General features: G+C 57.8%; 13 protein-coding genes. 5 read left to right on the top strand and 8 right to left on the bottom strand.

Annotated features, from left to right (window positions below; all coding sequences use genetic code 11):
- Positions 1-150: 150 nt before the first annotated feature.
- The 4 genes from CMN27_RS15320 to CMN27_RS15305 all read right to left on the bottom strand — a co-directional run bounded on the left by CMN27_RS15320 (position 151) and on the right by CMN27_RS15305 (position 3468).
- Positions 151-603: a GNAT family N-acetyltransferase gene (locus CMN27_RS15320; RefSeq protein WP_293627847.1), complete on the bottom strand. Its 453-nt coding sequence runs from the start codon at positions 601-603 to the stop codon at positions 151-153.
- A 106-nt stretch (positions 604-709) separates the two neighbouring features.
- Positions 710-1249 (bottom strand): hypothetical protein, encoded by a 540-nt coding sequence (locus tag CMN27_RS15315; protein WP_293627846.1) that lies wholly within the window; start codon positions 1247-1249, stop codon positions 710-712.
- A 164-nt stretch (positions 1250-1413) separates the two neighbouring features.
- The gene (locus CMN27_RS15310) at positions 1414-2640 is read right to left on the bottom strand and encodes a GGDEF domain-containing protein (RefSeq protein WP_293627845.1); all 1227 of its coding nucleotides are present in this window, start codon (positions 2638-2640) and stop codon (positions 1414-1416) included.
- 318 nt (positions 2641-2958) lie between these two features.
- Positions 2959-3468, bottom strand: coding sequence for a transposase (locus CMN27_RS15305; protein WP_293627844.1), 510 nt, complete (start codon positions 3466-3468; stop codon positions 2959-2961).
- 481 nt (positions 3469-3949) lie between these two features.
- Here CMN27_RS15305 and CMN27_RS15300 point away from each other — a divergent pair, with 481 nt between their 5' ends.
- Positions 3950-5089, top strand: coding sequence for a hypothetical protein (locus tag CMN27_RS15300; protein ID WP_293627843.1), 1140 nt, complete (start codon positions 3950-3952; stop codon positions 5087-5089).
- A gap of 63 nt (positions 5090-5152) precedes the next feature.
- Here the strand turns inward: CMN27_RS15300 and CMN27_RS15295 are convergent, their stop codons facing one another.
- From CMN27_RS15295 to CMN27_RS15280, 4 genes are all read right to left on the bottom strand, one after another.
- Complete coding sequence (locus CMN27_RS15295) at positions 5153-5986, bottom strand: hypothetical protein (protein WP_293627842.1); 834 nt, start codon at positions 5984-5986, stop codon at positions 5153-5155.
- A 171-nt stretch (positions 5987-6157) separates the two neighbouring features.
- Positions 6158-8275 (bottom strand): hypothetical protein, encoded by a 2118-nt coding sequence (locus tag CMN27_RS15290; RefSeq protein ID WP_293627841.1) that lies wholly within the window; start codon positions 8273-8275, stop codon positions 6158-6160.
- A 181-nt stretch (positions 8276-8456) separates the two neighbouring features.
- Positions 8457-10154 (bottom strand): dihydroxy-acid dehydratase, encoded by a 1698-nt coding sequence (ilvD, locus tag CMN27_RS15285; protein ID WP_293627839.1) that lies wholly within the window; start codon positions 10152-10154, stop codon positions 8457-8459.
- Between the two features lie 206 nt (positions 10155-10360).
- Positions 10361-10996, bottom strand: a complete 636-nt coding sequence (locus CMN27_RS15280) for a peroxiredoxin (protein WP_293627838.1) — start codon at positions 10994-10996, stop codon at positions 10361-10363.
- A 157-nt stretch (positions 10997-11153) separates the two neighbouring features.
- On the opposite strand from CMN27_RS15280, the gene cutA reads away from it, so the two are divergent.
- The 4 genes from cutA (at position 11154) to aroQ (ending at position 14509) form a co-directional block, all read left to right on the top strand.
- The gene (cutA, locus tag CMN27_RS15275; protein ID WP_293627837.1) at positions 11154-11495 is read left to right on the top strand and encodes a divalent-cation tolerance protein CutA; all 342 of its coding nucleotides are present in this window, start codon (positions 11154-11156) and stop codon (positions 11493-11495) included.
- Positions 11492-13339 carry a protein-disulfide reductase DsbD gene (gene dsbD, locus CMN27_RS15270; RefSeq protein ID WP_293627836.1) on the top strand — a complete coding sequence of 616 codons (1848 nt, stop codon included), beginning with the start codon at positions 11492-11494 and terminating at the stop codon, positions 13337-13339. Before cutA ends, dsbD begins: the two co-directional genes overlap by 4 nt.
- A complete protein-coding gene (locus CMN27_RS15265; protein WP_293627835.1) occupies positions 13336-13881 on the top strand; it encodes a TlpA disulfide reductase family protein in 546 nt (181 codons plus the stop codon). The genes dsbD and CMN27_RS15265 overlap by 4 nt, the downstream gene beginning before the upstream one ends.
- A gap of 172 nt (positions 13882-14053) precedes the next feature.
- Entirely contained in the window at positions 14054-14509 is a 456-nt protein-coding gene (aroQ, locus tag CMN27_RS15260) for a type II 3-dehydroquinate dehydratase (protein ID WP_293627834.1), read from the top strand.
- The last annotated feature ends 4 nt before the right edge of the window (positions 14510-14513 follow it).

Raw genomic sequence — 14513 nt, 5'->3', positions numbered from 1 at the left:
GTGATAGACTCGCCTGGCTACTCGTTCACACTCACCTTTCGGGATCAAAGCGCGCTTGACGAATGCCCCGGCCGAGAAGCCCGCTGAGGCACGTGAAACTCGCACGATCGATTGAGGGTTTTGCCGCGAAGCCATAGGCCAAACGCGCGGTCAGATCTCGTAGCGCATGAAAAAGCGATGACGATCTTCAGAGACTACCTCAAACCCTAGCCGCCGGTAAAAGGCGGCGGCCGGGTTGGATTTGATCACACGAAGCTGGATCGACTTCGACTCTGCCCCCGCCTGCGCGATGAGGTCATTGACCAGCCGCCTACCAATGCCTCGATATTGAAACCGCGGCTCCAGAAAAAGCTGCGCGAGCTCAATATACGTTTCATGTATCGAAACGCTAATAGCGCCCGCCCGAGCGTCACGGACGTTGATGATAGAAAAATCGCCCGATGCAGACGCGGAATTTGCGAAACCACGGGCTCCATCGGCATTCCAGTGCCCATAGGTCGCTTCAATGTACGGGCGCATCGTCTCCTCGATGAGCGCATACAGATAGTCCGCGTCCGAGTCTGTCGAGACTCTGAACTTCAGTTCCGGCGAGTTCGCATCCATCTTGCGTTAAAGCCTATGACCAGCTCCAGGCGTGCTATCCGCGTCTAATACCGAATCGCGTTGCTTGGCTCGACCAGCGCTAGAACGCGCTCGGGGTCGCGGTACGTCACCATTTCATCATCGGCACTGGATTGAAGGGGTGTTTAACAAACCACTTCCCGGCAGCCTTGACGAGCATCCGGTGAAATCCTGCGTTCGGGTAAGTCTGCATGACGTCTCGGACCACCTGTCTCGGAAGGCCAAACCGCACCAGCCCTTTCGAGAAATCCACGAGATCGCCTTTCCTGAACACTTCAACCAGCGGCGTTAACCCGTCCGTGATCTCGCGAACGCGATGGTGCTCGAGAATCATTTCGGTGATCTCCGGCCCCCAATCAGATAGCCCTTGCGCATCGAGGTAGCTCAGCGCCGGCGGTACGGACGGCTGCAGGTAGTCGAGCGTGTCGGCGGTCCAAATGCCGATATCGTGAAAACAAGCCGCTATCTCGATCCGCCATTGCTCCTGCGGGCTGCACGGCTTGAGCATGAGGCAGAACGTGGCCATCCGAACCACGTGATTCCGATAGCCGTCGTAGTCTCGCCCGATAGTCGCCTGCCAGGGTTCGAGAATGCTGTCGATGTGCTGCGTATCAGCCTGTGCTTTCATGAGCACGATCCCACGGTGATGACCGACGTCCAAACCGCGTTTGGTGGTCGGGCTACGGACATGCTTCGGGTAGTCTACTACGGTGTTTGGTGAGTCTACCTTTTCATCGGCGTGACGACCGCAGGCGGCGATTAAATCATTTCGCCCTCGGCGCCAGTCTTTTATCAGCCGAGCGCCTTGACCTTCTTCCGCCTTTGCCCCGCGCCGACCTCGGGATCATAGAAAACGACGCGGTTTCGACCGGATCGCTTGGCATCGTAGAGTGCGGCGTCGGCCTCCTTGAGCAGGTCGTTAAGTTCTTCGAGTTGGGCATATCGTTGAGAGGCGACACCGAAGCTTGCGGTATAGCGGATGGGGCGGTCGCCGTAATGGACCTCCGATGCTTCGATCGCATGCCGCAATCGCTCGGCGATGGCGCGCGCCTTTGCCGGGCCGGTGGCCGGCAACATTACCGAAAACTCCTCACCGCCGTAGCGGCCTACCTCGTCGTAGTCGCGAACGTTGTTCTTCAGGATCCGGGATACGTCGACGAGCGTGGCATCGCCGGCCGCATGACCGAGGGTGTCGTTGATCTCTTTGAAATGATCCAGGTCGATCATCACGCAGCTTATCCACGGGCGGGACTCGTCTACAAAACGCTTGCCGCGGGCGAGCTCCTTGCTTGCCTGATCGATGAACGTGCTGCGGTTGGTCAACTGGGTCAGCCCATCCGTCTTGGACATGTTCTTGAATAATTCCTCACGGACCACCCAACGCTTGATCGCCGAAGTGACCAGGTAGACCAGTGCGCCGACGATGGTGGCGAGAAGAGTTTCGGCGAAGAACCAGCCCATGAATGGCACGCCAGCCGGGCTGTATACGGACTGGCTGAAAAGCGGGGCATACGCCGTCCAGCCGAGCAGGTTCACGCCGGTCATGAAAATTAGCACCGCACCGACTTGCCAGTACGCAACGCGGATTTTGTCGACGTCGGAAAGCGCGCTGGTGATATTAACCCCGAGAAGCAGCAGTAGCAGTGCGTGCGATAGATAGGTCCCGGTTAGATAACCGGTGACCAGCACGACCACGATAAAGCCGTAGATGACGACGTATTCAAAGCTGCGCCATTCGTCGACCTGGCGGCGCAGAAAGAACGCGCTGGTGATAAGGCTGCCAAACACCACGCTGAACACGGCATAGAAAGCCAGGAGCGCGATCGCCACATCGATGTGCAGGAATTCCGGCGCTATCGCAAGTGTTCCCAGCAGATAGCCCCCCAAGCATAGCGGGGCGAGCATCACGAGCATCGCCAGCAATATGTGCCGATCGATCGCACGCCAGTCCATCGGGTTGGTCAGCGTCAACCCGTACCGATCGAGATTACGCCAGGGCCACTCCTGATGACGCGCCATACTTGTCCTTTGTCTTGTTTCCCGTTGCAGCGCGAGTTGTTGGCGGGCTCTAAGCGCCGCCTATGTATCGCAGCCGCGCCTTGATACACGCCACATCCCACGGGCCGGGCTGTAACGCACGCCGCCAAAGTCGGCAACCGCAGTGAAGTTATCGGCAGCGCAAACGCATTTATTAGAGGAGATAGCCCGCGCAGACCGCGTGTCTACCCCGCCCGTTCGTCAGTGCAGGCTATGGAACGAAGCGGCGCTCTTGATAGCTAATCAACAATCAGCGCGTGGGCACGCAAACGGGCACAGACCAGGGTTTCGATCAAGGCCCTAGCTTTGATTCCGCCTTCTTGGTAAGGCCTGGCTTTCAAGCCATGACGCCGCAGCTCCGCTGCCGCTCGACCTGCGCCTAGAATCGCTCGGCCCGAGTAAGTAACTGTCGGTCGCCGCGCGATCTAATCTCATCGACCCACCGGGCGCGAGTCCGCCACGGCTCGGTTCTGATTCGGCGATCCCCTTTGCCGGCCTAGCTATTACCGAGTTCCGTATACTGTCCCCGGATACCCAAAGGGTACCGCTCCGCTGGTATGTACGGTTAATGTACTGCACGTAGCGCTGACCCAGACGCTTCATGAGCCGACCCGGCCCGACGACGCTTTCCGAAGTAAGTAACAGATGCACGTGGCTGGGCATCAGAACGAAAGCGTATATCCGGCACGCTTCCTTCGACGCATACTCGTGCAGCCATTCCAGACAAAATCGGTGGTCGTCGTCCGCGAAAAAGCAGGCCTGGCGGTTATTGCCACGCTGAATTACATGAATAGGCGCACCCGGTAACAAAACGCGCGCTCGACGCGGGCCTCGCCTCTCCTAACCAATTGCCTTGCTAGAGGCTAACGAGAAAACGGGGTCTGTCCCCTATTACGCTACTGCCGGCCTAACCATTACTGAGTTCGGTGTACTGCCCCCGGATTCCCGGAGTGCCGCCCGAATCGGGCATTGCGTTGGAAATACCGCTTAAGACCAAGAGGCTGGCAATAACAGCAGGTCGTAGAAAATTCATGCTCTCCCCCGATAGGTGCACATCGAACCCGGCAAAACCAAGTCAGATGTTTATTATGACCATCCGACGTGTCAGACGCATTAATCGGCGTAGTACTCAAGTCGCGGCGATGCGGTCGATTGTGGCGAAATAACCTATACAAGCTCGGAAATCCACACCGCCGGCCTAGTCATTACTGAGTTCGGTATACTCTCCCCAGATACACGAAATAGCCGAAATATCTCAGCCTGCCCCCTTTTATGCAACGGTCTATCATTCATGCGACGTTTTCCAGTTAAACAACCGAACACCTCAGGCTTACCAAGCTCACGCGGGCTTATCTTAGAATATCGAGAAGATGAAGCTGATGATAGCAGCGAGCCGAAAACCCTTCTCCTCTCGGATATTTTTTTTAAACCGCTCTCATACGAGTGTTTGAGAACGCTCCCCAAAAAGCCTCCAGTGGAGATAGACCTAGAGATAACGCAAGCAAAGCGCTTAGATTCGAGTTTCGAAATGCCTGAAGGAAATATTCGGAGTAAATTTACGCTCAAGAATCAGGCAACCACTGGTTATTTCGGACTTGTCCAGGGCGGGTGGCTGCCAATGCTTTACGGTTGCGCAACGCCAAATATGATATGCCTTCTCGACACCAACGTATTCGACGGCCTAACTGGCGCCTTCCGAAATAAGAAAAATGGCAATAAGAAAGCTATTCGCAACGACTTGGTCGAGCACCTGTATGGTTCGCACATAATTATTAACCCAATGCTTTACGCGATGGAATCGCCGTACGATGGCCCTCCACCTCTTGAAGATTTCGCAAGCAGGTTTCGAGAAGGCGTTCAAAAACTGAAAGCGAGCCTCCCAAAAGCGACAGTCCTCGATGACCTGCCTCGGCTTCTTGGGGCATATGGTCTAACCAACGATGCAAGTGAAAATTTTTCCCGTACAACGCGCTTTCTTAAAGCTATTTCTGGCTTTCTAAAATCGCCAGTTCCGCACAGCAACAAAGCAGCCTGTTGGGACGAGATACTTGACGTAGCGAACGAACACAACATAAGCGCAAGCTCGATAACACTCACTGCTTCGCTCATTGCGGTAGCAAGCGCGAATCAAAAAAACGCAGCAAGGAACGTGCTAAAATTTCGCGGAGGATATAACGATAAGAACGCGTATAACGCCGCGTTCGACCTATTCGCACTCGAGATACTACTGCTGATGATCGCAACGGATGAGTCGCGTCCCATTCAGCTTTGCACGCGGGATAGAAACTTGGCGTTGTTATGGGCAGGACTTCAACCGAACAATATCCATTTCAGCGACGATAATAGCTTGCAATACAACTTCACACCGGCAGAAGACTTTCTTCCCAGTGAATTTCGCGCAAAATGGAAATCACTTGTCGAATCCACTTAGGGGCGACGAAACTACACGAATGACGGGGACGCGTCATACGTCCTCCGGATTACCCTACCCTTTTTATGTGTTTACAATAGCTGGCAAAGCACTGTCGCGACTTGTGAGATAAGCAACCAGCTCCTCTACCGAACCTTCCTTTACGACGTCCGTACTCCCCGCCATCTTTTGGCTGGCAACGAGAAATGCAAGCACAAACATCTTTCGCGCGGGCTCGTAGTTTAGCTGACTTTCGGCAAACTGAGCCGTGGGGAGAAGATGTTCAGAAATGTATGGAACGTCTTTTAGCCACGATTGATTGATAAAAATAAACTCGTTTGGCTCCAAACCATAATCGACCTCGTCATTTCCGACGGAGCGTAAGTAGAACTTCGCGATGCCGGAAAAGCTGCCAACGAATGTCTTGGCTGGACTGGTTTTCTTTGAGTGGGTCTGATAAGCTTCCATTACCTCTTGTGGATGAATGCTCTCAATCATTGTCTTCCACTCTGGCCCCGGCATCATGGCCGAAAAAAAGTGCTCGGGCCTGGTTACTTCCCCACCGCTCTCGGACAGACGAGACAACGCATCACGAAGCATAGACCGCACTTGGTCAAGTGCCGAGTAGCGTGACATCCTTTCTAGCTCTTGAACTTGAGACTCCAACGCCCGTCTCTGCAGTTTGAGTTCGTCACGTTGCATCGCTAGTTCGTCCTTCTGCATCACAATTGTGATGATCAGCCCTACAAACGCCAAACCCGAAAACAAAGAGCTCAGAAACCCGAAGCTATCGCCGAATACGGCAAAATTTGCGATCGAAAGTTCTTTTAACGGCCAAGCCAGAACGACGATAGTAGCCGCGTAGAGGAAAACTACCAGTATTACCCCGCCGATAAGCAAGAAGCTCAACTTTTTCACTGACATTCCTATTATCCCCTCCGAGATAACGCCTAGCCTTCGTTGCCGCCCGAAGCGCGGCAGCGGGTAGCGCGCTTTGGGCGGTCAACTGCGAGCGGCGGTCTTGCATTGTGCGCACAACGGAAGACGTGACGCTATGCCGCATCCTGCCAACGGATCATCCACCGCGTATTATTTCTCAGGGCGCCAACCAAGACGATCGACCTCGGTGACAAACTGGTTTTTTGATCTGAACTTTGCAGTGTTGCGTAGTGCACTATGAAGGACGCAATGGGTGTAAGCAGAAAACTCTGCAATCAGCTCCTGGTGTCGGCGTCTTTGAATCAGGGACTCAGGCTGGTCTTTGAGCCAGTAAATCGCACGAACAACTCGAGCTGCATTTCCTTCAACAGAACTATCCCTCACCAGTAAAACGCTAATGCGATTGGAGATATTATGAACCCTAGGCTCCATCTCGTGTTTTAATAATATCGACTCTAGCGCCGAAATATAATTTCGTAACTTATCTATCGGTTTCCCGAGCGTCGATCCTTCGCTGTATATCAAGAGACTCGCGCGAACCGATAAGGCGAACTCACTCAACCCCTCCGGTGATACGAGCGAACCAGCCAAACTAAAGTCATCTGAACGAATATTTGACACTTCATTATTAGAACAACGCCAGAATCCGATATTTTTAGGCAGAAGCCCTTCGATCAAACGAAAAAAGCCCTCTCCCCGGACAATAAGTTTCGATCTTGGAATATTTTCTGTTCCCATAAGCGCTACAGGATTGAATACGAACGGCGTAGAGGCACCTGGAGAGAAAAAACGCAGTAATCCGAGAGCGTCTTGAGCAATTTGCAAGCCCCGCTCCTGCGCATACCCTGGCTCAGCATCTACCGATAGGAACACGGCAGCCAAGCCTTGAATCTCTTGCGTAAGCCGTTCAAACAGTCGCTGGACACCCTGTTTTTGCTCTGGCTCACTTGGCCACGTAGTGCTAAAAAACGCCTCCAGCACTGCCGCGGTGATCGGCTCAATTCTAACTGGCCCAAATTCAAACGCTTTTTCAACTTCCATGTTTGCTATCGGAACCCATATTTCGGCCAGTACGACGCTTTCGCGCGCAGCAACCTTCAAGGCCTCGGCAAATGCCGACCTTCCCGACTCGAATCTTTCACGCGCCCAGCCAAAAAAGGTGTTCTCAATAAACTCCCGACTCAAGCTTGAATTGGCCCAAACGGGCTTTAAAGAAACTTCGACTAGATCGTCCAGCTCCTCGAAATCGCTTTCCATCAGACCGTACGACTTACCGCGAGATTGGATAAATTCAAAAACTTGATTACCTTGTAAGTCTTGGCCCCAGCGAGTCACAGGGCCGCTTATCTCTCCGCGATTGACGGTTACCGATGGCCGCTCACTAGGAAATTGTTCTCTATATTTAGAGAATTGAAGTTCCCTAATTTTCTCAAAAAGAGAATCGGCAGACCGTTCTATTTCTACAGAATTCTCGCCGGAATATTCAAAGCGCCCAGTATTCAAACACCATTGAGACTCTTGCGCTCCAAACTCATCGTCTGAATTTGCGCGGCTACTATCCCGCTCCCTTTGTTGTAATTCGCCGAGTTCTTTTAAATCGGACTCGTGATAGGCATCGAGCGCGGAATCTAGCCAGTCTTGAAATTGGTTAACCAGCGTTACATATTCTTCCGTGAAGGCTTGCGGGTCTACGCTCTTACCAGCTTGCTCTAGGTAAGTTATAGCCTGTGGCCTCCAGTCGCTCCAGTCCAAAAGCGAAGAAGTGTCATACGTCACGCCAGTTTCCATGGTGCCCATACCGTTCTCGCCGGAGGGGTCTGCTATAAAAGTCATGAACATGCGCGAGTTCGGTAAGCCCCTGTGCAACATATAATTGCGAAGCCCCTGAATAAACTGCGCGACAGGAGATTGTGCGAAAGTCTGTACGACTTGCTTTTCGTAATCCGCCAACATATTTGTGTCGGCGTAATTTTTCCTCATGAAATTTCGCGTATGTTCGATAAGAGTCAAAGCCGATGAAACAAAGTTGTGGACGTGACGATTGAGCTCGCGATGGGCCTGTTGTCCCGGATCGCGGTCCTCTTGCATCATTAAATTGGTGCCCTGCTCTGGATCTTTTACTCTTTGCGCAGCCTCAAGCACTTCTAAGGCATTAATTCGAAATATATTGAGAGAGAAGCTGCGCTGGTGGGTGCGATTAATATGCGCAAGACCTGCTGAATCCCTAATCTGCCGATGAAGATCGGCCGTGGTGCCAGGTTTTTCCATTGCAGCATCTTCCGTTCAATAAAAGCTTTGGGCCAGATCTCGCGTCGTCCATTCAAACGCGTATTAACGTTCGCGCGTCATTTTCAATATGCCTTCTTCAAAGCCCGCCCCATCCCTTAACTACACGACCAAAAAAAGCCCGCACAAGGCGGGCTCTCTATAATCACCTCCGAGAAAGCGATCAGTCCGGCATCTGATCCGTAACCGCCCCCTTCGAAGCCGTCCCGACCAACCGAGCATACTTGGCCAACACCCCACGCGTCGCATTCGGCGGCTTGGGCTGCCAGGCGTTGCGGCGGTCGGCGAGTTCTTCGTCGCTGACGTGCAGGTGCAGTTTGCGTTCGTGGGCGTCGATGGTGATGGTGTCGCCTTCCTGGACCAGGGCGATGTTACCGCCGACGGCGGCTTCCGGGGCGACGTGGCCCACGACCATGCCGTAGGTGCCGCCGGAGAAACGCCCGTCGGTGATCAGGCCGACTTCTTCGCCGAGGCCACGGCCGACGATCGCGGAAGTCGGCGAGAGCATTTCGCGCATGCCGGGGCCGCCTTTGGGGCCTTCGTAGCGGATGACGACGACATCGCCGGAGACGATCTTTTCGTCGACGATCGCCTGCATGGCTTCTTCTTCGGAGTCGAACACGCGGGCGGGGCCGGTGATCGCCGGGTTCTTGAGGCCGGTGATCTTGGCGACACCGCCTTCTTCGGCCAGGTTACCTTTCAGAATCGCCAGATGGCCGGACTTATACAGCGCCTCTTCCATCGGCAGGATGACTTTCTGGCTCTTCGGCGGTTCGTCCGGGACGTCGGCCAGGGTTTCAGCTAGCGTTTCGCCGGTGATGGTGAGGCAATCGCCGTGCAGCAGGCCGGCGTTGAGCAGCATCTTGAGCACCTGCGGGATACCACCGGCGGCGTGTAGCTGGGTGACCACGAAACGTCCGGACGGCTTGAGGTCGCAGAACACCGGCACCTTGGCACGGATACGCTCGAAGTCGTCGATGGTGAGGTTCACGTCCGCGGCCTGGGCAATCGCCAGCAGATGCAGCACGGCGTTGGTGGAGCCGCCCACGGCCATGATCAGGCTGATGGCGTTCTCGAAGGCTTCGAACGTGAGCAGGTCACGCGGCTTGATGTCTTTCTCGATGGCCTGGATCAGTACTTCCGCCGAGCGGGCGGCGCTGTCGGCCTTTTCCTCATCCTCCGCGGCCATGGTCGAGGAATACGGCAGGCTCATACCCATGGCTTCGAAAGCGCTGGACATGGTGTTGGCGGTGAACATGCCACCACAGGAACCCGCGCCCGGGCAGGCGTTGCATTCGACGGTCTTGACGCGTTCATCGTCGATCGTGCCGGCGATACGCTGGCCGACGGCTTCGAACACGGAGACCACGGTGAGGTCTTCACCGTAGGCATGGCCGGGCTTGATGGTGCCGCCGTAGACGAAGATGGCCGGCACGTTCATGCGGGCGATGCCTATCATCGCGCCCGGCATGTTCTTGTCGCAGCCGCCGAGGGCCATGACGCCGTCCATGGACTCGCCCTGCACGGCGGTTTCGATGACGTCGGCGATGACTTCGCGGGAGACCAGCGAATACTTCATGCCCGGCGTGCCCATGGAGATGCCGTCGGACACGGTCACGGTGCCGAACATCTGCGACTTGGCGCCGCCGGCTTCCAGCGCGGCTTCGGCCCGCTTGGCGAGATCGTTCAGGCCCATATTGCAGGGCGTGATGGTCGAGTAGCCGTTGGCGATGCCTACGATAGGCTTGTTGAAGTCCTCGTCGGTATAACCCATGGCGCGCAGCATAGCGCGATTGGGCGCACGCGAGGTGCCCTGGGTGACGACGTGACTGCGGCGCTGTTTCGGCGTGTCCTCGGCCATGATGTGTTCTCGTGGTGGGTCTGAAAAGTCGTGTGTTGGTTCATCTCGGGCGTGGCTTGCGCACCGCCCTGGCTTGCGGCCCGGCGGCCCATGCATCGGCCCTGCCCGTGATCGAGCCGGCTAGTATGCCGCGACCCGTGCAGTACACACAAAAAAAGGCGCGGCCTGAAAAGACCGCGCCTTCGTTTGCCTGCCGAAAAAGCAGCTTACTTGTTCGGCTGCTTGGTCATGCGCAGGTAGGGCTTGAGCTCGTTCCAACCGGCGGGGAAGAGCTTCTCGGCTTCCTCGTTGGACAGCGCGGGGGAGACGATCACGTCGTCGCCGTCCTGCCAGTTCGCGGGCGTGGTGACCTTGTAGTTGTCGGTCAGCTGTAGCGAATCGATCACGCGCAGGATTTCGTCGAAGTTACGGCCGGCGCTCTTCGGGTAGGTGAGCGTCATCCGGATCTTCTTGTTCGGGTCGATGATGAACACCGAACGCACCGTCGACGTATCGCCTTCGCCGGGGTGGATCATGTCGTAGAGCTGAGCCACCTTGCGGTCGGTATCGCCGATGATCGGGAAGTTGACCGCATTACCCTGGGTTTCCTGGATGTCGTTGGACCAGGCCTTGTGGTCCTCGACCGAGTCCACGGATACCACGATCGCTTTCACGTTGCGCTTGGCAAAGCGTTCCGTCAGGCCGCCCACGGCGCCCAGCTCGGTGGTGCAGACCGGGGTGAAGTCGGCGGGATGCGACATGAGCATGCCCCAGCCGTCGCCCAGCCATTCGTGGAAGTTGATTTCGCCTTCGGTCGTGTCGGCGTTGAAATCGGGTGCGGTATCGCCCAGTCGCAAACTCATGTCGAATACTCCGTTCGTTGTTGTGGCGCGACTATAACAGTGCCATTCGCGGCCACTAAATAACTTTCACTTAGGTTTTTATTCTGGGGCCGGCTTCGCCGCGGACAAGGCCGCCGTGTTATCGCGCATCGGGCCGCAAGCTTCTAGAATGCGGGCCATGAACGAAACCCGACATTCCGCCGAGGCCCGCATGGTCTACGTGACCTGCCCGGATATCGACACCGCCCGCCGTATCGCCAGCGCCGTGGTCGAACACTTCGAAGCGGCCTGCGTGAATATCCTGCCGGGGCTGGAATCGGTCTATCGCTGGCAGGGCCAGATCGAGATCGATAGCGAACTGCTGTTGCTCATCAAGACCCGCGCCGAACAGTTGCCGGCAATCCAGGCGCGCGTGGCCGCCCTGCACCCGGACGACGTGCCGGAGATGGTTGCCGTACCCCTGGTCGAGGGCTCGGCCGCCTATCTCGACTGGCTCGACGAGCAGACGCGGCCGCAGTGAACGCCGCGTTGGATATAGCCCGGCCAGCACGTGGGCGATGGCTTTGGCAGGCGCTGGCGTTATGCCTGCTCGCCCTGGCCAGCCTCGCCAGCGTGAGCGCCTCGGCCGCGAACGACTTCCTGCCCGTGGACGAGGCCTTTGCGCCCACGGCGACGCGCACCGCCGAGGGCGACGTGGCCGTAACCTGGCAGATCGCCGACGCCTATTACCTGTATCGCCACGCCTTCGATTTCGAGTTGGTCGACGCCGGGCCGTCGACGCTGGGCGAGGCCCGGATTCCGGACGGCGAGAAACATACCGACGAGTTCTTCGGTCCGGTCGAAACCTATCGCGACCGTATACGAGTGGTGTTGCCGGTGACCGGCGATACGGCGCTGGCCGACGACGCCCGTATTCGCGTGACCTATCAGGGCTGTGCGGACGCCGGGCTGTGTTATCCGCCGCAGACGAAAACGCTGACGATTGGCGCGGCGCCGGCCGGCGACAAGGCAGACGCGAACGAAACCGGAACGGCCGAAAGCAATAGCGGCTTTCTCACCCAGCAGGACGATCTGGCCGGCCGGCTCGCCCGTGCCGGCACGCTGCCTACGCTGGGGCTGTTCTTCCTGTTCGGCCTGCTGCTGGCGTTCACGCCCTGCATTCTGCCGATGGTCCCGATCCTGTCGGGGCTGATCGTCGGCGCCCAGGCGACGCCGGCCCGGGCGTTCACGCTGTCGCTGGCCTATGTACTGGCCATGGCCGCGGCCTATACCGTATTCGGCGTAATCGCCGGCTATTTCGGCGCCAACCTGCAGGCCGCGCTGCAGATACCGGCGGTACTCATTCCTTTCGCCGTGGTGTTCGTGCTGCTTGCCCTGGCAGCCTTCGGCCTGTTCCAGCTGCAAATGCCGGCGCCGATCCGCCAGCGTGCCAGCGCCATCGGTGCGCGCCGTGGTGGCATCGCCGGCGCGTCGCTGATGGGCTTTTTCTCGGCCCTGATCGCCGGGCCCTGTCTGGCGCCGCCGCTGGTGGGAGCGCTGCTTTATATCTCCAGCAGTGGCGACATGCTGCTGGGCGGTGCCGCACTGTTCATGCTCGGCCTGGGCATGGGCGTGCCGCTGATCGCGATCGGCGTGTTCGGTGCCCGGCTCATGCCCCATGCCGGCGCCTGGATGAAGGAAGTCCAGATTTTGTCCGGCGTGATCCTGCTGGCCGTCGCCCTCTGGCTGCTCACCCGTATTCTGCCCAACGCGGTCAGCCAGGCCGGCTGGGGTTTGCTGGCCCTGGCCTATGGCAGCTATCTGTCCACGCTGGACCCGGCCGCGCGTGCCGGGCGTGCCGTTCTGCGCGGCGTGGTCTTCCTGCTGTTCATTTATGCCGGGGCGGCCACGGTGGGCGTACTGGCCGGCGCGAAAAACGCGACCGCCGTGCACCCCCTCGCGCCGCTGACTACGGGCCCAGCCGCTGCCGGCAGCCCAACGCAAGACGATACGAGCTCCCCCTTCACCCGCGTGGCCGATCTCGACCAGCTTCAGGCCGCGCTCGCCAACGCCCGTGAAAACGGCCGAGCCGCGGTGGTGGATTTCTATGCCGACTGGTGCGTGGAGTGCGTACAGATGGAACACGGCCTGTTCGCGGAGCCCGAGGTACGCGAAGCGCTATCGAACGTGGTCGCCCTGCAGGTGGACGTGACCGATTACGACGGCGCCGACCGGGCGCTCATGCGCGAGCTGGACGTATTCGGCCCGCCCACCGTGCTGTTCTATCGCCCCGACGGCAGCGAAGCCGACGACCAGCGCCTTATCGGCACCATTGACCCGGCCGGCTTCATCGATCGTCTGAACCGCCTGGAGCGCTCGCTATGACTCGTCCCACCGCCAATATTCTGGGCGTGGTCGTGCTGGTCGCCGTGGCAGCCGCGGCCGTGCTGCTCTACGGGTACAGCGCCGAGGACACGCCGCACCGTGCCGACTTCAGCCTCACCGATCTGCAAGGCCAGCCGCATGCCATGGCCGACTATGACGGCCAGGTGGTGGTGCTCAACTTCTGGGCCAGCTGGTGCAAACCCTGTCGCGAAGAAGTGCCCATGCTTATCGACGCCCAGCGCGAATACGGCGAGCGGGGCCTTCAGATTCTGGGTATTGCCGTCGATACAGCGGACGCCGCGGGCGAATTCGCCGAGCGCTACGACATCAACTATCCGGTGCTGGCGGATGCCACCGAAGGCGCCCGCATCCAGGATCGCTATACCGCCGCCGATGCGCCGGCCGGGGTGCTGCCGTTCACGGCCATCGTCGATCGGGATGGCAAAGTCGTTGCCCGTATTGCCGGTGCGCTGGATCATGCGCGATTGTCCGATATCGTGCAGCCATTGCTCGAAAAAAGGGCATCTGCCACCAAAGACTGAGCCAGTGCCCCGAATGGCGCGAAACAGCCGCAACGATGCGGCCCGGCTGGGGTGAACGTCGCCGAATTACCGACAATACGGCAGCGAACGGTCGCGAAAACACTTTCTTTTCGGTTGTAACGCCAATTTCCTTGGGGCAGACTCCAGCCATCGCCAGACACGGACGGCCTGCGTGGCTCATTTTCTGCTGCTCAATGGACCCAACCTGAACCTGCTCGGCACCCGCGAGCCGGCGGTCTACGGCCACGACACGCTCGCCGATATCGAGCAGCGCCTGGCAGCACGCGCCAGCGAGCACGGCCATAGCCTGGCCAGTTTTCAGTCCAACAGCGAAGGCGACCTGATTGATCGCCTCCATGCCGCCCGCGATGAAAACGTCGCCTGCGTGCTGTTCAACCCCGGTGCGTTCACGCATACGAGCATTGCTCTGCGCGACGCGCTGCTGGGCACCCAGCTGGCCTGTATCGAAATCCATCTATCCAATACCGCGCAACGCGAAGCGTTTCGCCACCATTCCTATATCGCCGATATCGCGATCGGCACCATCACCGGTTTTGGCGCGCAGGGCTACAGTCTGGCCCTGGATGCTGCGATGGCGCGCGCCGCCGAGGCCACCGAGGAGAAATAGCACC

Source organism: Salinisphaera sp. (assembly GCF_002729955.1).
Lineage (GTDB): Bacteria > Pseudomonadota > Gammaproteobacteria > Nevskiales > Salinisphaeraceae > Salinisphaera.
Note: the sequence above shows the minus strand (reverse complement) of the source record. Positions and strands in the feature narration are given on the sequence as shown.